This is a genomic window from Martinezella tropici (assembly GCF_008370325.1).
GTDB classification, from domain to species: domain Bacteria; phylum Pseudomonadota; class Alphaproteobacteria; order Rhizobiales; family Rhizobiaceae; genus Rhizobium; species Rhizobium tropici_B.
This window is the reverse complement of record NZ_VNIP01000015.1, coordinates 71951-95370: the sequence shown is the minus strand read 5'-3', so window position 1 is coordinate 95370 and position 23420 is coordinate 71951. Positions and strand designations below refer to the sequence as shown.

Genomic DNA, 23420 nt, shown 5'->3' with positions numbered 1-23420 from the left:
TTTTCCGGTTGAACCTCCGCAAGGCGAACAGCATCCTCTTCGAGAATGCCACCGGGCGGAACAATCCGGATTTCTCCCGGACAATCCCATGCCTTACGTGTGGAATGCGGGTGCCCATACATTCGATTCACTTGGAATGCAAGGCTTTGGGTCGAAAAATAACCCGCCCTGCCCTCAAGCGGCCAGTTTATCGAGCAGCGCCAGCATGACATTGGCATCCGGCATCGGCAATACGGCATCGATTTCAGCCGGCAGCAGGCCGGCAATCGCACTATCGGCATCGCCCGTCACTGCTCCCAGCGGCCCGCGGAAACCGTGCTTGGTCCAGGCAAGCTCCTGCAGCCGCGGGCTGACCAGGGCCTCGATCATGCGATCGACCTGTTCGTCGACGGCGATCAGCGGGTGCGCGGAATAGACGGTCGGATGCGGATAGAGCACCACGGGCTTGGCGCCGTTGCCTGACTGGATCCGCTTCCAGCGCTGCGGATCGGCGATGATCCATTCCACCAGCTGATTCTCGTAACCGACGATCATCGGCTCGCCGCCGATGCCGCCGGCGAGATATTGTTCGAACAGCTTGCCCGACGACGACGACTTGAAACCCATGTTGCGGAAGATCGCCTGTGCCTTGTCTCCGAACTGCGCGAGGCTTTCGGCGCTTGCGACATTGCCGCTCAGGAGGCTGAGCACGAGGCCGGAGAACATGAAGCCGGAATTGGACCGGTTGGGATCGGTCGAGACGATCCGGGCCTGGCCATAGAGCGAGTTGACGCCGAGCTGCGACCAATTCGTTCCCGCAAGCATTGCGTCCAGCAATGCCTTGAGATCAAGCTGATGCTGCCCCTCCGGTGTCGTGGTGACCAGCCCCGCCTTCGTCAATCCGTCGACGACGGGCTGCCAGGAATAGATGACGACGGGCGTATTGAGGATGACGCGATCGTTGCGGATCTTGACGCCGCCCTGCCGGGCGATATCGACCATGATCGACGAGGACGGCCACAGGAATGCGGGGTTCTGCGACAGAAGCGCCTGCTCGCGCACCATCTCCACCGAGCCCGCCACATGGCTGTTGATCTCCAGTCCGTAGCCGTGGAGTGCCGAAATCACGTCCCTATCGGCGAGAAACGCTTCCTTTTCGCCGCCAATGAAGCCGAAGAGCTTGGTGCGGTTGCCGAGCAGTCCCTGCAACTCCGGCCGGTCCTTGACGGCGAAATAGCCTCCGGTCCCCGCGACACCGGCGGCAAGAAGCCCTACTCCAAAAGCGCGGCGGGAAATGGCCATCAGCGTCCTATGTCCTCTTTGAGCGAAGCCTGTATCAGGCGCAGCTCCGTATCAAGCGTATCGAGCCTGTCTTCGACCAGGCTGTCGGAATAGTGTACGAAAGCGTCTTCCAGTTTGGTCAGAACGAGGCCGACCTCCTGCAGGCGCTCGGCATCCGGCTGACGTTTCGCCTCGATCACGGCAAATCCTTCCGCCACCTCCGCCGCCCGCGGCAGGTAATAGCTAAGAAAGCGCCGGACGGTGCTGGCGCTTTCAGGATTGGCCTCCACCTTGGCGAAGACGTCGGCGGCAATTTCCGCCAGATGCCGCACCCGTTTTGCCGTTTCCTTGCTGGCGATCTGATCTGCCGATGCCTCCAGCCTTTGCGCGGCGGGTGCTGCCGCGCTCAACAGGTCGCGGGCAAAGTCCAGGCGTCCCCTGCCGATCGCCTTCGCATCCACCCCCTCGAACAGGCGTTTGGGCGCGAGCACGAATATCAGACCGACGAAGACCAAAAGGCCGATGATCGCCGCGATCCATATCGGCATGCCGGCAAGGAAGCTGAGCCCAGGAACGACGATCGCGGCGGCAAGACCCGCCACGATCCAATTCCAGTCATTGCCGAACCAATTGCGCATTATCGTCCTAAGAGCAATTCCAGCGAAAGTGCGAAGCGGCTTTGCGTCCGGAATTGCTTGAAAACAAAGAGATAGAGCATTTCCGTGACTCCGTTTAAACAGAAATGCTCTAGTTATAGCCGCGCACCGCCCGGAACGCGCTGACCAGATCGCCGCGACCGTCGAAGACACGCGCCGAGGTCTCCTTTGCAAGAGCATCGAGCTGCCGCTTGTCCGCATCGCCGAAGGTGATACCGAACACCGGCACATGCGGGTTCACCGATGCCCAGCGGCTCATGAAATCACCATTGGCATCATCGGACCTCCCATCGGTCATGATGACGATCGCCGGCAGATAGGATGACAGATCCCGCGTCGCACTTATCCAGTCAAGCGCTTTGCTTGCGCAGGCATACATATCCGTGCCGCCGTCGGCGCGCTGACGCGAAACCTTGTCGACAAGCATCTTCTGCTGAGCCGGATCTCCCGTGCCCTCGAAAGTCGTGCGCACATCGGCGTCGAACGGAATGACCATGATGCGATCGGCCGGCGTCCATTGCGCCAGCACCTTGCCTGTCTCGTCGGGATTGAACAGGAAGCGCATGGCCGCCTGGAGCTGCTCCTCACCCTTGCCTCCCATCGAGCCTGAAAAATCGAGGCATAGCGCCGTCAGCGACGGCTTGCGCAGCGCCACCTGGTAGAGATCGAGCCCCTGGCGGATCACGGCGGGCTCCGGCATGCGGATCGCGGTCACGAGCCGGGTCGGATCGAAATTCCACGACGGATCCGGCTTTGCAACAACATCCGCGAGAGGGATGCGGCGGCCCGTATCGGCGATGCGCTTCTGCACCGGGGCAGAGCGCAGATAGTCGACGAGCTGATTGAAGAAGGTCTCGACCTCCTGCCCTCGCCCGTGATCGACGAAGCCGATAGGAGAATCGGCAACGACCACGCCGTCGGCGGGATAGATGGCGTAAAGCGGTTCCTTGCCCATGCCCGCGAGCTTGTCGTTTGTCTCCTTCAGCACCGCCTCATAGTTCCACATGGCGTCGTAGAGCACGCCCTTTGTGGCCGAGCCGGTATAGAGATCCGCAAGCCAGCCAGACGAACCCGAAGAGCGCTCGACACCGGCAAGCAGCGAGCGGACCGCGCCCTGAACCTCCGGCTTGTCGAGATCGCCCGGCTCGATGACGGGCTTGTTGCCGAGCGCGCTCGACAGCATGGCGAGATAGGCGCTGGCGCCGGAATTGGATTGCGTCGCCGATGTCATGAGAAATTTCAGGGAGCCGTTCTTCACCGCCGCCAGAATGTCCTTCATATAGACCGGCTTGCCGACCCAGCCGAGCGCCTCAGCCTTGGATTTGCGCACGCCGAGAATGACGGGCATCTGCGCGACCGATGTCAGCGACTTTACCCGGCGCTTGGCATCGAACATGTCGACCCAGACGCTGGAGGCCGGCCAGACGGCGTCCTGCTCGACACCCTGCTCGCTCTGCAGGGTAAGGCCGATATCCAGCGTGCCTTCATAGGAGAAGGTACAGGCCGCCTTCTTCTCCTTGCAGAATTCCTCGACGATCGGCTGCAGAACCGTATTTTCCGAGCCGGAAACGATCGAGAATTTCGGGCCTTGCCCGCCGACGTTGCAGCCGCTCAGCGCAAGAGCTGACGCGAGCGTCAGGCCGGTAACAAATGTGCGGATTGTCATGCGAATTACCGCGCCTCGATCATTGCTTTCTTAAGCTCTATGGTCATTTTCTGCATCCGCTGCTCGGCCTCCGCGCGCTTGGCGCGGCCATCCTCCTGCACCTTCAGGACGCCGCCGATCGTATCGATCAGGTCGCGGTTGGCAGCGGCAAGCGTGTCGATATCGACGATACCGCGCTGCGATTGCTGTTCTATGGCGATCGCCTGATCCTTCATCATTTTCGATGCCTGGCGGATCATGTCGTTGGTGGCGTCGGTAACAGTCTTTTGCAGATCGAGCGCGGATTTCTGCTGCGTCAGGCCGAGCAGGATCACCATCTTCTGCTTCCAGGCCGGCACCGTCAGCGCGGACGTCGCCTGCAGATTTTCGATCAGCGTCTCATCGCCCGACTGGACGATACGGATCTGCGGCAATTGCTGGATGCCGAGCTGGCGGGCCTGCTGCAGGTAGAAAACACGTTTTTCCAGCCGATCGAGGGCCTGAAGGCTATCCTGGTAGATCTGCGCCTCCAGCATGCCGCCGCCGGGATTGGCGGAAGCCGCATCGGCGGCGCTCTTCAGTCGGGGAAGTTCGGTCGACCGAAAACGCTCGGCAAAATCCTTGCCGGCCTGCACATAGGCATCGAGCTGCACGATCGATTGCTTGGTCTCCTCGTGCAGATCGTCCAAAAGGGCGATGTCCCGGCGCAGGATATCCTTGTGCCGATCGAGCTCGAGACCGATGCGATCGATCTGGCCGGCGACATCCTCGAATTGTTCCTTGAAACGCTCGAGCCTCGCCCTGAACGAGGAAAACATCCGCGAGAGGAAACCCTCGTCCTTCAAGGAGGCGGGATCCAGCTTCTTCGATTTGACGATGATATCGGTCAGCAGCTTGCCGACCTCGCCAAGATCGCGATTGCGAACTTCGCGCAGGATACGATCGGAATAATCAGACACGGCTTGCTGCGCGCGATCGCCATAGACGGAGATGCCGGCTCGATCGGTCAGATCGATGCCGTCGCCGATGCGGGCGATTTCCGCCGGATCGGCGGCGACAACCGGCAGACTATTGGTGGAACCGGTGGAGATATCGGTATTGCTCATAGGTCGTGCTTTCTCGTCCATAAACACGGAGCCGACCGCAAAAACTTCCAATCGCCCCAAAAGGCGATCATTCCCCCGCGCGCCCCACTGCAATTCCAGATCGGCGCGAGCGAAAGACGGACTCACCCACACGTGCCAATCGTTTCACACCATAGTGAAGCTTGGATCACAGTTTTATGACGATGAACTATGTTCGGCTAACCCAACGCGGCGCGCTGGACTACTGGCACGCCTTGGTATCGAGAACCTCGAGCTTGGTGAGCTTGCCGGTCAATACGAAGTCGCCGTAATCCATGGTGAGATCACGCGTTATGCCGTTCTCGTAGAGTTTGAAGGACATGCGGTAGACGGGCGTGGCATCGCCAGCGGACTTCTCGTTGAAATAGGCCACGGTCACCGGCCAGAAGGACGTCTTGGCAAAGGCGCCGGCCTTGTCAGCATCGGGATCATCCGTGGCCGGAGGCTGCGCCTTGCCCACGACCGTGGTGGCGATGAGCGGCTTGTCGCCATCGTCGGACCCGTCGAAGACCTGCGCCTCGAAGAAATTCCTGCCGAGCTTGGCGTTGTGGATGATGTCGAGCATATGCTCCGTCGGGAAGCGGCTCTGGATGAGTTCGACCTGCTTGCTGTGCGGCTGCGTCAGATCGACCTTGATGCCCCTCTGATCGTCGCTTGCGGCTCCCCGCACGTCCTTGTCGAGCTGGTTATCGGTAAAGGACTTTGTCTCGAAGCGGAACAGGCGCTTACCGAGATCCTCGAATGTCGTCGTCTGCTGGTCGCTGACGCGGGTGGAATCTCCCGTGTCGATCTTTGTCACGAAGCGGAAATTGGTGGTGAACCCGGTGCAATCGGAGCCTTCGAACTCATAGACCATGCGGCCGACCATGCCGGAAATGCCGGAGCGATCGGAGGCATCCTTCAGCTCGAGATCATAGACGGCGCGATGCGCGATCAGCCCGCTCGGGCCTGCTGCATAGGCTGCAGAAGTCCCCAGTGACAGAATGCCCAGCCCCGAAACGACGGCGGCAGCAAGACTCGAGCGGAACATTCATTATCTCCTGTTGGACTCGCATGCGATGTTATAAGAACGCTTTCGGCTGAAACGAGGCTGCCGATCCTAAGTGACGGAATTTAGTCTTGATGCCGGATTTTTGAAGTTTTTACAACAAAACGGGAGATGAAAATGTCCGACGCCATCGAGGGTCGCCTGAAGGAACTCGGCATCGTTCTGCCGCAGGCCGCGGCACCGGCCGCCAACTATGTTCCCTATATCATCAGCGGCAATCTTCTTTATCTATCGGGGCAGCTGCCGATGGAAAACGGCAAGATCGGCGTGACTGGCCATCTCGGCAAGGACGTCGATGTCGCCGGCGGCCAGCGTGCGGCCGAACTCTGCGCCATCAATATTCTCGCCCAGGCAAAGGCAGCCCTCGGCGGCGATCTCGGCCGGATCAAGCGGCTGATCAAGCTGAACGGCTTCGTTGCCTCGACGCCTGATTTCGTCGAACAACATCTTGTGATCAACGGCGCCTCCAATCTTCTGGCAAATATATTGGGCGAAGCCGGCAAGCACGCCCGCGCCGCCGTCGGTATGGCAGCCCTGCCGCTGAATGCCGCCGTTGAAATCGATGCCATTCTGGAAATTGCATAATGAGCAAGCTTGCCTGGTTGATCGAGCGCCCCGTCGCCCATCGCGGCTATCATGACATGAACGGCCAAGTCTGGGAGAACACGCTCTCGGCCTTCAGCCGCGCCATCGAGGCGGGTTTCGCCATCGAGTGCGACCTGCACTACGCCTCCGACGGCGTTCCGGTCGTCTTCCATGACGACGATCTGCAGCGGGTTTGCAATCTTCCCGGTGAGGTACGCGAGCGCACCTCGGCCGAACTCGGGCTGCTCTCGATCGGCGGCACCAAGGACAAGATCCCGACGCTGAAGCAGCTTCTGCAGCTTTGCGGCGGCAAGGTGCCGCTCGTGCTGGAACTCAAGGGACGCGAAGGTGACGACGAAGGCTTTGCGGAATCCGTTCTCGAAGTGCTCGAAGGCTACGACGGCCATGTGGCCCTGATGAGCTTCGATCATTGGCTGCTCAAGGACCTTAAAGGCCTGGAAGCACCCTACCCGGTCGGGCTTACGGCTGAAGGAAACAAGCCTGAAACGTTTTTTCAGCATGACGAAGCCATGCATCTTGGGCTAGACTTCATTTCGTACTTCTACGGCCACCTGCCGAACCCCTTTGTCACGGCGCAGCGCCAGCGCGGCATTCCGGTCATCACCTGGACCGTGCGCGACGAAGCGGCCCGCAAACATACATTTGCCAATGCAGACCAGATGACCTTCGAAGGTTTTGACCCGCGCCTGGCCTCGTAAATCGGGATCGATTGAAGGAGAGGCCTTGCGCAAACCCAAATTATCGCTGCGCCTACGACGTATCCTCCCGGTGAAGGCGCAGCGGTGAGAGCCCTCCCATCCTTCCTAGCGCAAGAACTTGATGACAGACGAATTATCCATTCGAGTCGAACGATCCTTCAAGAACATCGCCCCGGAGAGCTGGTCCAAGCTGGCCGGAGCGTCCAGGGCCGGCAGTATCCTGCCATACAACCCCTTCGTCTCGCACGCTTTCCTGTCGTCGCTCGAGGAGTCCGGCTCCGCGACAGACAAGACGGGATGGCTCGGCAATCACCTGTTGCTCGAAACCGACGGCGGCGAATTACTTGGTGCTATCGCGGGCTACCTGAAAAGCCATAGCCAGGGCGAATATGTTTTCGACCATGGCTGGGCCGATGCTTTCGAACGCGCCGGCGGCCGCTATTATCCAAAGCTGCAATGCTCCATTCCCTTCACGCCCGCTACCGGGCCGCGGCTGCTCGTCGCCGAGGGACAGGATCGGAACTCGCTGCAGCCGGCGCTCGCCGAAAGCCTCAAGGAAGTCACCAGGCAACTCGGTGTGTCCTCGGCGCACATCACCTTCCTGCCGGAAGAAGAGGCGTCCGTCTTCGAGGGCGACGGCTATCTGCACCGCACCGACCAGCAGTTCCATTTCATCAATGAAGGCTATGCCGATCACGACGCTTTTCTGGAGACGCTAGCGTCTCGTAAGCGCAAGGCGCTGAAGAAGGAGCGGCGGGCGGCAGTCGAGCACGGCATCACCATCGATTGGCTGACCGGCCGCGATCTCACCGAAGCCATATGGGACCAGTTCTTCGCCTTCTATATGGATACCGGCAGCCGAAAATGGGGCCGTCCCTATCTCACCCGAAAATTCTATTCGCTGATCGGCGAGCGCATGCCCGATGACATCCTGCTCGTCATGGCCAAGCGCGAGGGGCGCTATATTGCCGGCGCCATCAACTTCATCGGCGGCGAGACGCTGTACGGCCGCCACTGGGGCTGCATCGAGGATCATCCCTTCCTGCATTTCGAAGTCTGCTATCATCAAGCGATCGATTTCGCGCTTGAGAAGGGGCTGAAGCGGGTGGAAGCCGGCGCGCAGGGTGAGCACAAGCTGGCGCGCGGCTATCTTCCGGTCATCACGCATTCGGCGCACTATATCGGTCATCATGGCCTGCGGCGCGCCATTGCCGACTACCTGGAGCACGAGCGGGAACAAGTGGAGGAGATGAGCGAAATCCTCACCGAACACAGCCCCTTCCGCAAAGGCGAACGGCAGGATATTTAGCGGTTCGGGATAACTAGAGCACTTCCAGGAAAAGTGCGTATCGGTTTTCCGTAGAAAAGCGGAAAAGCTCTATAACGGAAGAAGAGGAGACCCTGGATGACCAGTCCCGCCTATGACGACAACAATATCTTCGCGAAGATCCTGAGGGGCGATATCCCGTCCTATCGCGTCTATGAGGATGAGCACACGATCGCCTTCATGGACGTGATGCCGCAGTCGCCCGGCCATACGCTGGTTATGCCGAAGTCACCGTCCCGCAACATTCTCGATGCCGATCCGGCCGCGTTGCAGCACGCCATCACTGTCGTCCAGAAGGTCGCCATTGCGGTTCAGGAAGCCTTCGACGCCGACGGCGTCTATATCGCCCAGTTCAACGAACCGGCGGCCGGCCAGACCGTGTTCCATCTGCATTTCCACATCATCCCGCGCCTCGAAGGCGTCGCGCTGAAGCCGCACTCGGGCAAGATGGAGGATGGCTCTGTGCTGGAGGAAAACGCCAGGAAGATCATCGAAGCGTTGGCCTGACGCACTAAGCCTCTCAAGTCATGTCTGAGCTTTTCTTCATAAAACGGCTGCATTATATCTAATGCAGCCGTTTCGTTTCTTCTCAAGCAGCCGATCGGCGGTTACTTGCGCGGCACCTTCGGCACTGCGCCGCCACCCTTGCGGGGCGACTTGCCTTCCGGCTCATCGCTTTCGCTCGATGTCGAAGCCTTCGCGGAACGACGGGCATCGGTTGTCGTTCCGGCCTTGCCGACGCGGCTCCGGGTCTTGACGGTATCGCCGTCATCCTCCTCCACCTCGACCGGCACATCGCCGACTTCGGCTTCCGGCTTCGGCCGGATCGGAGCGGTGTCCGCGATCGCATCGAGCAGGATACCGGTCGAGCCGTCTTCCTTCTTGCCGACCGTGACGTTGACGACGCCGCCCTTCTTCAGCTTGCCGAAGAGGATTTCGTTCGCCAGCGGCTTCTTGATATTTTCCTGGATGACGCGCGCCAGCGGACGGGCGCCCATCTTGTCGTCGTAGCCCTTCTCGGACAGCCAGGCGATGGCGTCCTCGTGCAGGTCGAAGGTAACGTTCCGTTCGGAAAGCTGCGCTTCCAGCTGCATGATGAACTTCTGCACGACCTTGTGGATGACCGTCGTCGGCAGTGATGCGAAGGGAATGACCGCATCCAGACGGTTGCGGAATTCCGGCGTGAACATCCGGTTCAGAGCCTCTTCGTCCTCGCCCGTACGCTTGGACGAACCGAAGCCGATGGCGGCCTTGGCCATTTCCGAAGCGCCCGCATTGGTCGTCATGATCAGGATGACGTTGCGGAAGTCGATCTTCTTGCCGTTGTGGTCGGTCAGCGCGCCATGATCCATGACCTGCAGCAGGATATTGAAGATATCCGGATGCGCCTTCTCGATTTCGTCGAGGAGGACGACGCTGTGCGGATGCTGATCGACACCATCGGTCAAGAGGCCGCCCTGATCGAAGCCGACATAGCCGGGAGGTGCACCAAGCAGACGGGAAACCGTATGACGCTCCATGTATTCCGACATGTCGAAGCGCAGCAGTTCGACGCCGAGCGACGAGGCAAGCTGCTTGGCGACTTCCGTCTTGCCGACGCCCGTGGGGCCGGAGAAGACGTAGCAGCCGATCGGCTTGTTCGGTTCGCGCAGGCCCGCGCGGGCCAGCTTGATCGAGGTCGAGAGCGCTTCGATCGCCGTATCCTGGCCGTAGACGACCGAACGCAGTTCCTGTTCGAGATTGGCGAGAACCATCTCGTCATCCTTGGAAACCGTCTTCGGCGGGATGCGAGCCATGGTGGCGATCGTCACCTCAATCTCGCGCTCGGTGATCAGCTTGCGGCGCTTCGAGGGCGGCAGCAGCATTTGCGCGGCGCCGGTTTCATCGATGACGTCGATCGCCTTGTCCGGCAGCTTGCGGTCGGAGATATAGCGAGCCGACAGTTCGACCGCCGACTTGATGGCGTCGTTGGAGTAGCGCAGGTGATGATACTCTTCGAAATAGGGCTTCAGGCCCTTCATGATTTCGATGGCATCTTCAATGCTCGGCTCGTTGACGTCGATCTTCTGGAAACGACGGACGAGTGCCCGGTCCTTTTCGAAGAACTGGCGGTATTCCTTGTAGGTGGTAGAGCCGATGCAACGGATCGCACCCGAGGAAAGCGCCGGCTTCAGCAGGTTCGAAGCATCCATCGCGCCACCGGACGTGGCCCCCGCACCGATAACGGTGTGGATTTCATCGATGAACAGCACCGCGCCCGGATACTCTTCGAGTTCCTTGACCACCTGCTTCAGGCGTTCTTCGAAATCGCCGCGATAACGGGTACCGGCCAACAGCGTGCCCATATCGAGCGAAAAGATCGTTGCGTCTGCCAGAGCCTCGGGAACCTTGCCCTCGACGATGCGCTTGGCAAGACCTTCGGCGATCGCCGTCTTGCCGACGCCGGGATCGCCGACATAGAGCGGATTGTTCTTCGAGCGGCGGCACAGCACCTGGATGGTACGATTGACTTCAGAATGGCGGCCGATCAAAGGATCGATCTTTCCGTTCTTGGCCTTCTCGTTGAGGTTGACGCAATAGGCTTTCAGCGCATCCTGCTGCTTTTTGCCGTTGCCTTCCTCCTGCTCGCCGCGGGAGGTCGGCTTGCTTTCGGACTCACTCTCTTCGGCGCCGCGCGGTGTGCGCGTCTGGGTCGACCCCGGACGTTTGCCGATACCGTGCGAGATATAGTTGACGGCGTCGTAGCGGGTCATTTCCTGCTCCTGCAGGAAGAATGCGGCATGGCTTTCCCGCTCCGCGAAAATCGCGACGAGAACGTTTGCGCCCGTCACTTCCTCGCGGCCGGAAGATTGCACATGGATCACGGCGCGCTGGATGACGCGCTGGAAGCCGGAGGTCGGCTTCGAGTCCTCGTCATAGCCCGTAACCAGGTTGGAAAGTTCATTATCGACGTATTCAGTCAGAGTCTTACGGAGCGCGTCGAGATCAACATTGCACGCGCCCATGACAGCTGCGGCATCGGCGTCGTCTACCAGCGCCAAAAGCAGATGTTCCAGCGTGGCATACTCGTGATGCCGCTCGTTCGCGTAGGTCAGTGCCTGATGCAGCGCCTTCTCAAGACTAGGCGAAAATGTTGGCACGTTCAGATCCTCACTTCTTTTCCATAACACATTGCAGCGGATGCTGGTGCTGCCGGGCAAAATCCATCACCTGGCTCACCTTCGTTTCGGCTACTTCATATGTATATATCCCGCACTCGCCCACGCCGTGGTTATGGACATGAAGCATGATGCGGGTGGCACTCTCAAGATCCTTTTGAAAGAAACGCTCCAGGATATGGATCACGAAGTCCATGGGCGTATAGTCATCATTCAGAAGCAGCACGCGGTATAGATTGGGTTTCTTGGTTTTGGGCTTGGTGCGCGTAATCACCGAGGTCCCGCGATTTCCGTTGTCCCCGTTCCTTTCGCTGTCGTTTTGCATCCGGATCGGCTCAGCGATCATTTCATTCATTCCTCAAATCATCCGGCAGAAGCTATCGCATTCCGACTTGGCAACTGGGGTTGGTTTCTTCATTTGGTCGGGCCGGATATCCGAACCTCTAACTTAGTTCATATTGGCGTGATTTTAAGCCCCTTGCTGGACACTGCAATCACAATTCGCTGACAAAACGGGCTGCGACCAAAAAAGTCGCTGCATATCCTCAACTCCGGTTCGACGTGCCAAACGCAAAAGACCGGCCACGCATCGCGTAGCCGGTCTTTCCGGAAATTTTGCTTTTCGGCGAAAGTTTTAAGCGGCGGTTGCCGTTGCCGCTGCCTTGCTGGCAGCCTTCGTCGCAGCCGCGACGGGCGCTTCGTAAGGCTTATAGGCGGTCTTGGCGATATCGGCATACATTTCGCCGAGCTTGGTGGCTTCGGCGACGAAGTTTTCATAGGAGGACTTCACATAGCTGCTCTGCAATTCGAAGGCAGCTTCGAAGCTCTTGACGCCGGCGAGCGTTTCGAAGTGTGACACGCCATCCTGGAAAGACTTCTTGGAATATTCGGCGGCTTCGGCAGCAATCGCCTGAAAGCCCTTGGTGACATCGGAATAGCTCTTCAGCGCCGTGTCCATGGCTTCCTTGCCCTTCTTGTTCGCTTCATCGAAATTGAACATGCTTCTCCGTCCCTTGTTGGCCGGCCGGCGGCCGGTTTACAGGGTAAAGCTTAAATGCGGCGCACAATTAGTCAAGTAGTCTTGTGCGACGCAATATCACCTTTTGGTTGTATTTCCGGTAACAATACGATGTCAGCCAGCGTTGGGTGCGCCGCATCGTTCTGTTTTTTCTAATATATATCATTGACCTTGCAACCGCAGGCTTTGGCCAAAATATTAGCAATTGGGCAGGAAAAGCTGCAGGACTCAAAACGGCTACGGAATGATTAAATCGGCAATTGCCAAAGAAAAAGGCCGCATTTCAATGAAATACGGCCCGAATATTCAATCACTATACGAGATCGACGAACTTAGAGATCGACGTCCAGGATCGCCATCGAGAAATTATAGGAGCGATCGCCATCTTCATCATCGATATAGACGACGCCCAGAAACTCTTCGCCGAGATAGACTTCCGCAGAATCGTTCTTGCGCGGACGGGCCTTCACCACCATCTGCGGGTTGAACGTGCGCTTGAAATAGGCGTCGAGCTTCTTGATTTCTTCAGGCTTCACAATGCTTCTCCGTGAGGATCTCGGTTGGCCGCTTCTTGCATAGGAAAAGCGGCGGTGTAAAGACCGGAGGCGCGCATACCTGTCCGGCGACAGCGCAAGCCTCCGAAAGTCAGGCTGAATTTTTCCTAGATCCCAGCGCCCATGATCTGGTCGACGACCATGCGTTCGGCGAGCAACTGGTCCATGGAGCGCGATGGCTCGGAACAGCCGGCCTCGCCGACCACCTTGGCCGGAACGCCGGCAACCGTCGTCTTCGGCGGCACTTCCTTCAGCACCACCGAGCCCGCGGCTATGCGCGAGCAATGGCCGATCTGGATATTGCCGAGAATCTTGGCGCCGGCACCGATCAATACGCCATGAGCGATTTTCGGATGACGGTCGCTACCCTCTTTGCCGGTTCCGCCGAGCGTGACCCCGTGCAGGATCGAGACGTTGTCGCCGATCACGGCGGTTTCACCCACCACGAGGCCGGTGGCGTGATCGAGGAAGATGCCCTTGCCGATGCGCGCCGCCGGATTGATATCGGTCTGGAAGACGCTGGAGGAACGGCTCTGCAGATAGAGCGCGAAATCGCGGCGGCCGTGATTGTAGAGCCAGTGCGCGAGGCGATGCGTCTGCAGCGCGTGGAACCCCTTGAAATAGAGTACGGGCTCGAGGAAACGCAGGCAGGCGGGATCACGGTCGTAGACGGCCTGAATGTCGACGCGGAGGATCGATCCCCATTCCGGCCAGTCGACCAGCATCTCTTCGAACGTCTGCCGCAGGAGGACGGCCTGCATGTCCGGATGGTCGAGTCGCTCGCAAATGCGATAGATGACGCATTCCTCCAGCGAACGGTGGTTGATGATCGTCGAATAGAGGAAGGCGGCAAGCAACGGATCCCGCTCGGCAGCGGCGCGAGCTTCCTCGCGCATGCTGTCCCATATAGGATCCATGACCTTAACCGCGCCCAAGCCCTCTACCGGGCGAATGTCCGTTGCTGCGACCATTGGCGGTCTCCCGATTTTCTGTCAGGGATACATTATATAGAATAAATGCCACACAAGACAAATGGGTTGGTCACGTATGAATTTCGAGCATGATTTTGCCGGCGGTCTCATCCGCGCAACGTGCGGCGATGCCATCGGCACCATCACCATCAGCAACCCCGATCGGAAGAATGCGGTGACCGCCGCCATGTGGCGTGCCATCCCGCAAGCCGTGCGCATCCTGACCGACGAGGCGCACGCGCATGTGGTCGTCCTTCGCGGCGGCGGCGCGGACTTTTCCGCCGGCGCCGATATCAGCGAATTCGACAGCCTGCGCAAGAACTCCGAGACAGCGGTCGCTTACGAGGCGTTGAACAGCCAGGCTTTCGAGGCGATCCGGCATTGCCGCGTGCCGACGATCGCTGCAATCCGCGGCATCTGCTATGGCGGCGGCTTCGGGCTGGCGGCGGCCTGCGATTTGCGGATCGCCGAACGAGGCGCCCGGTTTTCCGTCCCTGCCGTTCGCCTCGGTATCGCCTATCCCGCCGATGCCGTGCAGGACATCGTCAATGCCCTTGGGGCGCAGATGGCCAAGGTCACGCTGTTCACGGGCGCGCCAATGTCGAGCGAGAAGATGGTTGCTGCCGGCTTTCTTCTGGAGGAAATCGAGGCAAACGCTTTCGACAGTGAAGTCTCCGCCCTCGCTCACGCGATCGCCGCCAATGCGCCGATCGCGCTCCATGCCTCGAAACTCGCGATCCGCGCCGCCATCGAGCAGAATCCCGACCTGCTGCGCGAAGCGGAAGTGATCGGCGCCGAGACCTTCGACAGCGCCGATTATACGGAAGGCCGCGCCGCCTTTGCCGAGCGGCGCAAGCCGCATTTCACCGGCAAGTGACCTGGAGAATTTCCGCTTTTCTTCGAAACGCGCAGCGCGCTTTTCCTGGAAACGGCTCTCTAGCGCTTGTCCAGGCGCTGATAAAATTCAAGAACCGCAGCCTTGAAGATCTTGTCTCCGACAGCAAGCATATGATCGCGGTTCGGTATATCGATGGCCTCAGCATTCGGCATCAGTGCCGCCAGTTCATGGCCGGAGCCTGCTATATCGTCCCTGGTGCCGACGGCAATCAAAGCCGGCGCTTCGATCCTCGCCACGTCTTCCCTCGCCGCCAGATCGCGCGAGCCCTGGATACAGGCGGCCAGCGCCTGCCGGTCGCTTTTCGTCTGCTCGGCAAAGGCACGGAACATACGCCCGCGCGCATGCGTGACGTCATCGAGCGACGGCGCAACCAGAGCGTCCGCGATCGGATCCCAATCACCGACTCCTTCGACCATGCCGATGCCGAGGCCACCCAGCACCAGCGAGCGGACACGATCGGGATGCGCGATCGCCATGAAAGTGGCAACGCGCGCGCCCATGGAATAACCCATGACATGGGCCTCCGGGATACCGAGGTGGTCTAGCAGTGCCACGGCATCCTCGGCCATGATCCAGGGGTGATAGACATCGGCGTCATAAAGCTTGTCGCTCAAGCCGTGGCCGCGATTGTCGATGGCGATCACACGGTAACCCGCTTCGCCCAGCGTCTTGAGCCAGCCCGGATTGACCCAGTTCGCAATCGCCGTCGAGGCAAAACCGTGAATCAGCAGTACCGGCACGCCGCTGGGATCGCCTTCATCGAAAAAGGCGAGCTTCAATCCATCTCTGACAAAATTAGACATCTGGGGAGCATTCAAATTCATGGCTTCGTCTTCGCAAGCTAGGGTCTGTTGACGCCGGACCATATTTTATCGGCTGTATCAAATGAACCCTGCGCCTGCGAAAATCTCTGCATCAAGCCGGACTTTCGCACTACACAATCAGCAAGAAGGATTATAAAGAGGGGCTACCAAGTCTGGCGCAACATTCATGCCGCTCACGGCACGACGCATTCGGAGATCATCATGGCCGGCCACAATATTCCCCATTTCCAGAACGACGGCGGACATCGCGTCATCGAAATCGGCGTGAAGGAATTCATGTGCACCGGCGCCTCGATCCCCTATGATCACCCGCACATCTTTATCGATCTCGGCGACGAGACGGAGAAGGTCTGCTCCTACTGCTCGACGCTCTATCGCTACAATCCGTCGCTGAAGGCGGATCAGACCAACCCTCCCGGCTGCGTCTTCCATTTCAAGGCGGCGTAATCCCGTCGATTCCGATCGGACATAATCGATGCCGATCAAAAGAGCGGCCATCATCGGCGCTGGAATAGCGGGATTGACGGCAGCGCTGGCGCTGGCGAGACACGGTATGGAATCGGATATTTTCGAACAGGCCGAAGCGCTGACCGAAGTCGGCGCCGGCTTGCAGATCTCCCCGAACGCTTCCCGCATCCTCGATACGCTTGGCGTGCTCGATGCGCTTCGGTCCGTCTGGCTGGAACCTGAAGAGGTTCAGCTGGTATCCGGCGCCTCGCTGCGGCAAATCGCATCCGTCCCATGCGGAAATTTTGCGAGACAGCGGTGGGGGGCACCCTACGGGACGGCACATCGCGCCACGTTGCAAAAGGCGCTTCTCGAAGCCGTTGCCGCTAATGCGCTGTGCACGCTGCATCTTGGCCGACGCATCGATCTCGAAAACCGAACGATGGTGGATGGGATCGCTGGCCGCGACTTTGATCTCGCCATCGGCGCCGATGGCGTCTGGTCGAAGACGCGCTCACTCGTGCCCGGCGCCCCCTCGCCGCTTTTTTCGGGAAACATCGCGTGGCGTTTCACGATTCCGGAAGCATCCGCGCCGGCGATCCTGAACCGCAGCAGCGTCACGGCCTTTCTTGGCCGCTCCAGCCATCTCGTTTGCTACCCGATCCGGGAAAATGCTGCATTCAATATGGTCGCAATCGTTTCCGGCAGCAGTGCCAGCCATGACTGGGACGCCACCGGCAGCAAGGCTCAGAGAGAGAATATGCTGCGTGGCTTCTCCGGCTGGAACGACGCGATCCTGCACATGCTGGAAAGACAGGAACAGGCGAGCTTCTGGCCGCTCTACGAGATGGGTGCCGGCCGCTGGCATAACGGCAACGACGCGATCCTGATCGGCGATGCCGCGCATGCGATGATGCCGTTTGCGGCTCAGGGCGCGGCCATGGCGATCGAGGATGCCTTCGAGCTGGCGGGCATGGTGGCGACACGCCCCCTGCCGGAAGCTTTCGATCTCTACGAGAAACATAGAGCGCCGCGCATCGCCCGCCTGCGCCAGCGCGCCGCCTTCAATCAATTTGCCTATCACGCCCGCGGGCCGATCCGGATGGCGCGCGACCTCGTTCTCTCGCTTCGTCCGCCGCAAAGCCTCGCGGCGGACATGGACTGGATCTACGGCTATCGCGCCATCGGCTGATCAAGCCTCCCCACAGCGCCGCGCGTCACATGTGACGCGCGGCGCTGTAACACCTTAAACCTGCTGCATAATTTTATCCTTAAATCGATCCCGATTTAAGGAATTATGCAGTAGCTGCGGCGAAGCCCTTCTCAATGTCCGCCTTGATATCGGCGACGTCTTCCAGGCCGATCTGCAGGCGGATGACCGGACCTTCCGTCGGAGCCTTGGTGACGCGCCGGTCGTTGAGATTGACCTGCAAAGCGAGGCTTTCGAAACCGCCCCAGGAATAGCCGAGACCGAAAATGCGCAAGGCATCGAGGAAGGCATGCGCCTTCGCCTTGAATTTCCGCGCATCGTCGACTGCGAGGACGAATGAGAAGATCCCGCTTGCACCCTTGAAGTCGCGCTTCCACAATTCATGACCGGGGAAGCTCGGCAGCGCCGGATGCAGTACGCGCGCGACCTCTTCCCTGCCTTCGAGCCACTGAGCGATCGCAAGCGCGCTCTCCTGATGCCGCTCCAGGCGCACGCCCATGGTGCGCAAGCCACGCAGCACCTGATAGGCATCGTCAGGCGCGCCGCAGAGGCCGAGCTGGCCATGCGCATCCAGCAACTGCTTCCAATGCGCAGCATTGGCGGAAACGGTTCCCATCAGGATATCGGAATGACCGGCCGGATATTTCGTGACCGCGTGAATGGAAACGTCGACGCCGTGATCGAGCGGCTTGAAATAGAGCGGCGTCGCCCAGGTATTGTCCATGGTGACGACGCAGCCATGCCGGTGAGCCGCCGCCGAGATCGCGGGAACATCCTGCATTTCGAAAGTATTGGAACCCGGTGCCTCGGTGTGAACCAGCTTGGTGCTCGGTCTGATCAATTGTTCGATGCCGGCTCCGATCATGGGATCGTAGTACTCGATCTCGATGCCGAGGCGCTTCAGCATGGTATCGCAGAAGAAGCGTGTCGGACCATAGACTGAATCAACGATCAGGGCGTGATCGCCGGCAGACAAATAAGCGAGAAACGGCACGGTGACAGCCGCGAGCCCGGACGGTACGAGGATCGTTCCAGCCGACCCTTCCAACGCGTCGATCGCCTCGCACAGCGCATCCGTCGTCGGCGTGCCGCGCGTTCCATAGGTATATTTTTGATTGTGTGTCTCCATGACGCGCGCATTGGGGAACAGCACCGTGGAAGCATGCACGACAGGCGGATTGACGAATCCGTGGAACTCGAAGGGCGAATTGCCGATGTGGGATAAACGCGTATTGATGCCGGCGTTCTGCAGGAATGTGTCTTTGTCTTTCATGTCCGGATATGCCTTTGGCGCTGTAGGAAACCGGATTTGTGGCGGGCAAGTCCGGTGGGGTCAACCCCGATCCTTTCCTCAGCGCTTTTTATTCGAAGGCTAAAATAACGAAACTATTGAAAAAACTCCAATTTCGCGCAGTTTTTTGGCAGAATGCCGCCCATTTTGGCGCCAAACGCCAATTTTTCAGCCGCGAAGGGCAAAAATGCCGAATAAATCCGCAATTATTGAGACGATCTCTTGACCGCTACACCATTTGCGACTGTGATAGGATCACTCGCACCGAGAAGGGAAGGAACGTGGTTCTCTAGGAACCTGCTTCGGAAGCGATACAGTTTAACTATAAAACAAATAGACAAAGGTTGGGAAAATGAAAAAGTTTGCTCTCTCCGCATTCCTCGGAGTCGCAGCATTGGCCTACACCGCGTCGGGTGCTTCGGCCTCGACGCTGGGCGACGTAAAGGCCAAGGGCTTCGTTCAATGCGGCGTGAATACCGGCCTTCTCGGCTTTGCGCAGCCCGATGCATCCGGCAACTGGGCAGGTTTCGACATCGACTTCTGCCGTGCGGTTGCTTCGGCTGTCTTCGGCGATCCGACCAAGGTCAAATATACGCCCCTCAGCGCCAAAGACCGCTTCACGGCCCTGCAGTCGGGCGAAATCGACGTGCTGTCGCGCAACACGACCTGGACCATCAACCGCGACACCGCACTTGGCCTCAAGTTCCGCCCCGTCACCTATTACGACGGCCAGGGCTTCATGGTTCGCAAGGAGCTGAACGTAAAGTCGGCGCTCGAGCTTTCGGGTGCGGCCGTCTGCGTTCAATCCGGCACGACGACCGAACTCAACCTTGCCGACTACTTCAAGACCAACAACCTGCAGTACAACCCGGTGGTCTTCGACAAGCTCGAAGAAGTCAACACCGCTTATGACTCCGGGCGTTGCGACGTCTACACGACAGACCAATCCGGCCTCTATTCGCTGCGACTGACGCTGAAGAACCCGGACGACAACGTCGTTCTGCCCGAAATCATCTCCAAGGAGCCGCTTGGCCCGGCCGTTCGCCAGGGTGACGACCAGTGGTTCAATATCGTCAGCTGGACGGCCTATGCGCTTGTTAATGCCGAAGAATTTGGCATCACGCAGAAAAACGTCGACGAGATGAAGGGTTCGGCCAACCCGGACATCAAGCGCTTCCTCGGCGCCGAGCAGGGCTCCAAGATCGGCACGGACCTGGGTCTCACCAACGACTGGGCCTACAATGTGATCAAGGGCGTCGGTAACTACGGCGAAATCTTCGACCGCAACATCGGTGCAGGCAGCCCGCTGAAGATTGCCCGCGGCCTCAACGCCCTGTGGAACAAGGGCGGCATCCAGTACGCGCCCCCAGTCCGCTAAGCGAAATAGCCCAACTATCGGAGAAAGGCGGCAAACCGCCTTTCTCACCTCAAGAAAACAAGCCTGAAACGGGCAAATTGGGGAAAAAATCTGCATGGCAATTACAGCAAATTCGCCTGAAGGCGAGCGCTCCCCCCTATCGGCGGCGCTATACGACCCTAAAGTCAGGGGTGCATTTTATCAGGCCATCACGATTATCATTCTGGCCGGCCTCTGCTGGTTCATCGTCACGAATACGATCGACAATCTTCACTCATTGAACCGCTCCTTCGGTTTTGACTTTCTCGAAGGCCGTGCAGGCTTCAATCTGGGACAGGCTCTCATCCCCTATTCCAGCGACTCCACCAACCTCACCGCCATCATCGTCGGCGTGCTCAACACGCTTCTGATATCGTTTGTGGGTATCATCGCCGCGACCATCGTCGGCTTCATCATCGGCATCGGCAGGCTTTCGAATAACTGGCTGATTGCGAAGCTTTCCCAAGCCTATGTCGAAATCTTCCGCAACATCCCGCCGCTGCTCGTCATCTTCTTCTGGTACAGCGGTGTTCTGGTGTTGCTGCCACAGGCCCGCGATGCCGTACATCTGCCGTTCTCCAGCTATCTCAGCAATCGCGGCCTCGCCTTTCCGAGCCCGATATTCGCCGCCGGCATGTGGGCTGTCGGCGTTGCGCTCCTCGTCGCCATAGCAGCCGTATTTTTCGTGGCGCGCTGGGCACATAAACGTCAGGCGGCAACCGGGCAGCAATTCCACACCATCTGGGTGTCGCTCAGCATCTTGATCGGCCTGCCGCTGCTCGTCTTCCTGGCGGCAGGCATGCCGCTTTCCTTCGACTATCCCGTTGCCGGCAAATTCAATCTCACCGGCGGAACGGTCGTGGGACCGGAATTCATCGCGCTTCTGCTTGCGCTTTCGCTCTATACCGCATCCTATATTGCCGAGATCGTACGCGCCGGCATTCGCGGCGTGCCGAAGGGCCAGTCGGAAGCGGCGGGCGCACTCGGGCTTCGCGCAACCGCCGTTACCCGGCTTGTCGTCATTCCTCAGGCGTTGCGCATCATCATTCCACCGCTGACGAGCCAATATCTCAATCTCATCAAGAACTCGTCTCTCGCCATCGCCATCGGCTATGCCGATCTCGTCGCCGTCGGCGGCGTGATCCTCAACCAGTCCGGCCGAGCGGTCGAAGTCGTCATCATCTGGATGGTCATCTATCTCGTCTTGAGCATCGTAACGTCGCTGTTCATGAACTGGTTCAACGCCAAGATGGCCCTGGTGGAGAGATAAGATGTCGAGCGTAGATCAACACTTCGTCAGCAAGACACTGCTCGTGGCACAGCCCGCACCCGCCGGGGAAAGAGGCGCATGGCACTGGTTGAAAAAGAACCTCTTCGCCACGCCGAAGGACATCGTTCTGACCGTGCTTGCCATCGCCTTCCTTGCCTGGGCGATCCCGCATCTAGTCAATTGGCTGTTCATACAGGCAGTTTGGAACGGGACCGACCGCACATTCTGTGCCACCACGGTTCAAGGCGGAACGCAGCCGGACGGCTGGAATGCCGCCTGCTGGGCCTTCGTCCGTTCGAAGTTCGTCATCTTCATGTTTGGTCTCTATCCGCCGGACGAGCGCTGGCGGCCGGTTCTCGTCATTATCCTGGCGATCATTGCCTTCGTGCCGCTCCTGATGCCGTCGGTTCCCAGGAAAGGATTGAATGCAATCCTGGCATTCTTCGTGCTGCCGGTTATCTCGTTCTTCCTGCTGCATGGCGGCTTCGGCCTTGAGACCGTGGAAACAGAGAGATGGGGCGGTCTGCTCGTGACGCTGGTGATCGCCTTCGTCGCAATCGCGGTATCATTTCCATTCGGCATCCTGCTTGCGCTGGGACGCCGGTCGAAACTGCCCATCCTTCGCATGCTGTGCGTGGCCTTCATCGAAATCATCCGCGGCGTGCCGCTGATCACGGTGCTGTTCATGGCGAGCTATATGCTGCCGCTCTTCATGCCGCAAGGCTGGACTGTCGATAAGCTGCTGCGCGCCGTGGTCGGCGTTGCGATCTTCACCTCGGCTTATATGGCGGAGGTCATTCGCGGCGGCCTGCAGGCGATACCGAAGGGTCAGTTCGAAGGAGCCGACTCGCTCGGCCTTGGCTATTGGCAGAAGATGCGGCTGATCATCTTGCCGCAGGCGATCAAGCTGGTCATTCCCGGCATCGTCAACACCTATATCGGCATGTTCAAGGACACGTCGCTCGTTGCGATCATCGGCATGTTCGACCTGCTCGGCATCGTCCGTCAGAACTTCGCGGATGCCACCTGGGCGACTGCGGTGACCCCCGTCACGGGTCTTGTTTTCGCCGGCTTCGTTTTTTGGCTGTTCTGCTTCGGCATGTCACGCTATTCAGGGTTCGTGGAACGCCATCTCGACACCGGCCACAAGCGATAAAATTGAGGGAAATATAAAATGGCTGAAGCCCAATCGAAAAAAATGACCGTTTCCGAGACCGAGGTCGCGGTCGATATGATCAACTTGAACAAGTGGTATGGCGACTTCCACGTGCTGCGCGATATCAACCTGAAAGTCATGCGCGGCGAGCGCATCGTCATCGCCGGCCCATCAGGCTCGGGCAAGTCGACGATGATCCGCTGCATCAACCGCCTGGAAGAGCACCAGAAGGGCCAGATCATCGTCGATGGCGTCGAGCTCACCAACGATCTGAAGAAAATCGACGAAGTGCGCCGCGAAGTCGGCATGGTTTTTCAGCACTTCAATCTGTTCCCACACCTGACCATTCTGGAAAACTGCACGCTGGCGCCGATCTGGGTGCGCAAGATGCCAAAGAAGCAGGCGGAAGAAGTCGCCATGCACTTCCTCAAGCGCGTCAAGATTCCCGAACAGGCAAAGAAATATCCCGGCCAGCTTTCCGGCGGCCAGCAGCAGCGCGTGGCGATCGCCCGCTCGCTCTGCATGAACCCGAAGATCATGCTGTTCGACGAGCCGACCTCGGCGCTCGATCCGGAAATGATCAAGGAAGTGCTCGACACGATGGTCGGCCTTGCCGAAGAAGGTATGACCATGCTCTGCGTGACCCATGAAATGGGCTTTGCCCGCCAGGTCGCCAATCGCGTCATCTTCATGGACCAGGGCCAGATCGTCGAACAGAATTCGCCGAAGGAATTCTTCGACAACCCGCAGCATGAACGCACCAAGCTATTCCTGAGCCAGATTCTGCACTAATCGAGCAAACTGTTCGACAAGGGAGAACCCGCCGCTGCATTGCAGCTGGCGGGTTTTTCTTATGTAGGGAT

General features: G+C 59.1%; 24 protein-coding genes. 12 read left to right on the top strand and 12 right to left on the bottom strand.

What is annotated here, in order from left to right; genetic code table 11:
* Positions 1 to 174: 174 nt before the first annotated feature.
* The 5 genes from FP026_RS26735 to FP026_RS26715 form a co-directional block, all read right to left on the bottom strand.
* Complete coding sequence (locus FP026_RS26735; protein ID WP_149637598.1) at positions 175 to 1281, bottom strand: substrate-binding domain-containing protein; 1107 nt, start codon at positions 1279 to 1281, stop codon at positions 175 to 177.
* The gene (locus FP026_RS26730) at positions 1281 to 1898 is read right to left on the bottom strand and encodes a 5-bromo-4-chloroindolyl phosphate hydrolysis family protein (protein ID WP_149637708.1); all 618 of its coding nucleotides are present in this window, start codon (positions 1896 to 1898) and stop codon (positions 1281 to 1283) included. The genes FP026_RS26735 and FP026_RS26730 overlap by 1 nt, the downstream gene beginning before the upstream one ends.
* A gap of 109 nt (positions 1899 to 2007) precedes the next feature.
* On the bottom strand, positions 2008 to 3582 hold the full coding sequence (locus FP026_RS26725; RefSeq protein WP_149637597.1) for a VWA domain-containing protein: 1575 nt from the start codon (positions 3580 to 3582) through the stop codon (positions 2008 to 2010).
* A gap of 5 nt (positions 3583 to 3587) precedes the next feature.
* Positions 3588 to 4667 carry a toxic anion resistance protein gene (locus FP026_RS26720; protein WP_149637596.1) on the bottom strand — a complete coding sequence of 360 codons (1080 nt, stop codon included), beginning with the start codon at positions 4665 to 4667 and terminating at the stop codon, positions 3588 to 3590.
* A gap of 220 nt (positions 4668 to 4887) precedes the next feature.
* On the bottom strand, positions 4888 to 5715 hold the full coding sequence (locus FP026_RS26715; RefSeq protein WP_149637595.1) for a cell envelope integrity EipB family protein: 828 nt from the start codon (positions 5713 to 5715) through the stop codon (positions 4888 to 4890).
* A gap of 135 nt (positions 5716 to 5850) precedes the next feature.
* Here FP026_RS26715 and FP026_RS26710 point away from each other — a divergent pair, with 135 nt between their 5' ends.
* The 4 genes from FP026_RS26710 (at position 5851) to FP026_RS26695 (ending at position 8871) form a co-directional block, all read left to right on the top strand.
* Positions 5851 to 6318: a RidA family protein gene (locus FP026_RS26710; protein ID WP_149637594.1), complete on the top strand. Its 468-nt coding sequence runs from the start codon at positions 5851 to 5853 to the stop codon at positions 6316 to 6318.
* Positions 6318 to 7037: a glycerophosphodiester phosphodiesterase gene (locus FP026_RS26705; protein WP_149637593.1), complete on the top strand. Its 720-nt coding sequence runs from the start codon at positions 6318 to 6320 to the stop codon at positions 7035 to 7037. The genes FP026_RS26710 and FP026_RS26705 overlap by 1 nt, the downstream gene beginning before the upstream one ends.
* Before the next feature lie 121 nt (positions 7038 to 7158).
* Complete coding sequence (locus tag FP026_RS26700) at positions 7159 to 8346, top strand: GNAT family N-acetyltransferase (protein WP_149637592.1); 1188 nt, start codon at positions 7159 to 7161, stop codon at positions 8344 to 8346.
* 96 nt (positions 8347 to 8442) lie between these two features.
* A complete protein-coding gene (locus FP026_RS26695; RefSeq protein ID WP_149637591.1) occupies positions 8443 to 8871 on the top strand; it encodes an HIT family protein in 429 nt (142 codons plus the stop codon).
* 101 nt (positions 8872 to 8972) lie between these two features.
* On the opposite strand, the gene clpA is transcribed toward FP026_RS26695, so the two are convergent.
* The 5 genes from clpA to cysE form a co-directional block, all read right to left on the bottom strand.
* Positions 8973 to 11504, bottom strand: coding sequence for an ATP-dependent Clp protease ATP-binding subunit ClpA (gene clpA, locus FP026_RS26690; RefSeq protein ID WP_149637590.1), 2532 nt, complete (start codon positions 11502 to 11504; stop codon positions 8973 to 8975).
* 10 nt (positions 11505 to 11514) lie between these two features.
* A complete protein-coding gene (clpS, locus tag FP026_RS26685) occupies positions 11515 to 11868 on the bottom strand; it encodes an ATP-dependent Clp protease adapter ClpS (RefSeq protein WP_095434796.1) in 354 nt (117 codons plus the stop codon).
* Positions 11869 to 12156: 288 nt separating this feature from the next.
* Positions 12157 to 12522 (bottom strand): phasin family protein, encoded by a 366-nt coding sequence (locus FP026_RS26680; RefSeq protein ID WP_149637589.1) that lies wholly within the window; start codon positions 12520 to 12522, stop codon positions 12157 to 12159.
* A gap of 350 nt (positions 12523 to 12872) precedes the next feature.
* Entirely contained in the window at positions 12873 to 13076 is a 204-nt protein-coding gene (locus FP026_RS26675) for a DUF3126 family protein (protein ID WP_112340852.1), read from the bottom strand.
* 125 nt (positions 13077 to 13201) lie between these two features.
* Positions 13202 to 14065, bottom strand: a complete 864-nt coding sequence (gene cysE, locus FP026_RS26670; protein ID WP_149637588.1) for a serine O-acetyltransferase — start codon at positions 14063 to 14065, stop codon at positions 13202 to 13204.
* Between the two features lie 76 nt (positions 14066 to 14141).
* Between cysE and FP026_RS26665 the strand changes: the two genes are divergently transcribed.
* Positions 14142 to 14942 carry an enoyl-CoA hydratase-related protein gene (locus tag FP026_RS26665; protein ID WP_149637587.1) on the top strand — a complete coding sequence of 267 codons (801 nt, stop codon included), beginning with the start codon at positions 14142 to 14144 and terminating at the stop codon, positions 14940 to 14942.
* A 59-nt stretch (positions 14943 to 15001) separates the two neighbouring features.
* On the opposite strand, the gene FP026_RS26660 is transcribed toward FP026_RS26665, so the two are convergent.
* The gene (locus FP026_RS26660; RefSeq protein ID WP_149637586.1) at positions 15002 to 15787 is read right to left on the bottom strand and encodes an alpha/beta fold hydrolase; all 786 of its coding nucleotides are present in this window, start codon (positions 15785 to 15787) and stop codon (positions 15002 to 15004) included.
* Between the two features lie 201 nt (positions 15788 to 15988).
* Here FP026_RS26660 and FP026_RS26655 point away from each other — a divergent pair, with 201 nt between their 5' ends.
* Both FP026_RS26655 and FP026_RS26650 read left to right on the top strand, forming a co-directional pair.
* On the top strand, positions 15989 to 16234 hold the full coding sequence (locus FP026_RS26655; protein WP_149637585.1) for a zinc-finger domain-containing protein: 246 nt from the start codon (positions 15989 to 15991) through the stop codon (positions 16232 to 16234).
* A 28-nt stretch (positions 16235 to 16262) separates the two neighbouring features.
* Complete coding sequence (locus FP026_RS26650; RefSeq protein WP_149637584.1) at positions 16263 to 17426, top strand: FAD-dependent monooxygenase; 1164 nt, start codon at positions 16263 to 16265, stop codon at positions 17424 to 17426.
* A gap of 103 nt (positions 17427 to 17529) precedes the next feature.
* On the opposite strand, the gene FP026_RS26645 is transcribed toward FP026_RS26650, so the two are convergent.
* A complete protein-coding gene (locus tag FP026_RS26645; protein ID WP_149637583.1) occupies positions 17530 to 18717 on the bottom strand; it encodes a cystathionine beta-lyase in 1188 nt (395 codons plus the stop codon).
* A 38-nt stretch (positions 18718 to 18755) separates the two neighbouring features.
* Between FP026_RS26645 and FP026_RS26640 the strand changes: the two genes are divergently transcribed.
* The 5 genes from FP026_RS26640 to FP026_RS26620 all read left to right on the top strand — a co-directional run bounded on the left by FP026_RS26640 (position 18756) and on the right by FP026_RS26620 (position 23349).
* Positions 18756 to 19028: a hypothetical protein gene (locus FP026_RS26640; protein WP_149637582.1), complete on the top strand. Its 273-nt coding sequence runs from the start codon at positions 18756 to 18758 to the stop codon at positions 19026 to 19028.
* A 59-nt stretch (positions 19029 to 19087) separates the two neighbouring features.
* The gene (locus FP026_RS26635) at positions 19088 to 20113 is read left to right on the top strand and encodes an amino acid ABC transporter substrate-binding protein (protein WP_149637581.1); all 1026 of its coding nucleotides are present in this window, start codon (positions 19088 to 19090) and stop codon (positions 20111 to 20113) included.
* A 94-nt stretch (positions 20114 to 20207) separates the two neighbouring features.
* Positions 20208 to 21401 carry an amino acid ABC transporter permease gene (locus FP026_RS26630; protein WP_149637580.1) on the top strand — a complete coding sequence of 398 codons (1194 nt, stop codon included), beginning with the start codon at positions 20208 to 20210 and terminating at the stop codon, positions 21399 to 21401.
* 1 nt (position 21402) lies between these two features.
* Positions 21403 to 22557 carry an amino acid ABC transporter permease gene (locus FP026_RS26625; RefSeq protein WP_149637579.1) on the top strand — a complete coding sequence of 385 codons (1155 nt, stop codon included), beginning with the start codon at positions 21403 to 21405 and terminating at the stop codon, positions 22555 to 22557.
* An 18-nt stretch (positions 22558 to 22575) separates the two neighbouring features.
* Positions 22576 to 23349, top strand: coding sequence for an amino acid ABC transporter ATP-binding protein (locus FP026_RS26620; protein WP_149637578.1), 774 nt, complete (start codon positions 22576 to 22578; stop codon positions 23347 to 23349).
* Positions 23350 to 23420 lie beyond the last annotated feature (71 nt).

Coding starts and splice junctions, on each gene's coding strand:
- FP026_RS26705 (WP_149637593.1), top strand. CDS start 6,318: ATGAGCAAGCTTGCCTGGTTGATCGAGCGCCCCGTCGCCCATCGCGGC.
- FP026_RS26665 (WP_149637587.1), top strand. CDS start 14,142: ATGAATTTCGAGCATGATTTTGCCGGCGGTCTCATCCGCGCAACGTGC.
- FP026_RS26625 (WP_149637579.1), top strand. CDS start 21,403: ATGTCGAGCGTAGATCAACACTTCGTCAGCAAGACACTGCTCGTGGCA.
- cysE (WP_149637588.1), bottom strand. CDS start 14,065: ATGGTCGCAGCAACGGACATTCGCCCGGTAGAGGGCTTGGGCGCGGTT.
- FP026_RS26660 (WP_149637586.1), bottom strand. CDS start 15,787: ATGAATTTGAATGCTCCCCAGATGTCTAATTTTGTCAGAGATGGATTG.
- FP026_RS26645 (WP_149637583.1), bottom strand. CDS start 18,717: ATGAAAGACAAAGACACATTCCTGCAGAACGCCGGCATCAATACGCGT.
- FP026_RS26620 (WP_149637578.1), top strand. CDS start 22,576: ATGGCTGAAGCCCAATCGAAAAAAATGACCGTTTCCGAGACCGAGGTC.
- FP026_RS26650 (WP_149637584.1), top strand. CDS start 16,263: ATGCCGATCAAAAGAGCGGCCATCATCGGCGCTGGAATAGCGGGATTG.
- FP026_RS26680 (WP_149637589.1), bottom strand. CDS start 12,522: ATGTTCAATTTCGATGAAGCGAACAAGAAGGGCAAGGAAGCCATGGAC.
- FP026_RS26695 (WP_149637591.1), top strand. CDS start 8,443: ATGACCAGTCCCGCCTATGACGACAACAATATCTTCGCGAAGATCCTG.
- FP026_RS26710 (WP_149637594.1), top strand. CDS start 5,851: ATGTCCGACGCCATCGAGGGTCGCCTGAAGGAACTCGGCATCGTTCTG.
- FP026_RS26630 (WP_149637580.1), top strand. CDS start 20,208: ATGGCAATTACAGCAAATTCGCCTGAAGGCGAGCGCTCCCCCCTATCG.
- FP026_RS26730 (WP_149637708.1), bottom strand. CDS start 1,898: ATGCGCAATTGGTTCGGCAATGACTGGAATTGGATCGTGGCGGGTCTT.
- FP026_RS26700 (WP_149637592.1), top strand. CDS start 7,159: ATGACAGACGAATTATCCATTCGAGTCGAACGATCCTTCAAGAACATC.
- FP026_RS26725 (WP_149637597.1), bottom strand. CDS start 3,582: ATGACAATCCGCACATTTGTTACCGGCCTGACGCTCGCGTCAGCTCTT.
- clpS (WP_095434796.1), bottom strand. CDS start 11,868: ATGATCGCTGAGCCGATCCGGATGCAAAACGACAGCGAAAGGAACGGG.
- FP026_RS26720 (WP_149637596.1), bottom strand. CDS start 4,667: ATGAGCAATACCGATATCTCCACCGGTTCCACCAATAGTCTGCCGGTT.
- FP026_RS26735 (WP_149637598.1), bottom strand. CDS start 1,281: ATGGCCATTTCCCGCCGCGCTTTTGGAGTAGGGCTTCTTGCCGCCGGT.
- FP026_RS26655 (WP_149637585.1), top strand. CDS start 15,989: ATGGCCGGCCACAATATTCCCCATTTCCAGAACGACGGCGGACATCGC.
- FP026_RS26715 (WP_149637595.1), bottom strand. CDS start 5,715: ATGTTCCGCTCGAGTCTTGCTGCCGCCGTCGTTTCGGGGCTGGGCATT.
- FP026_RS26635 (WP_149637581.1), top strand. CDS start 19,088: ATGAAAAAGTTTGCTCTCTCCGCATTCCTCGGAGTCGCAGCATTGGCC.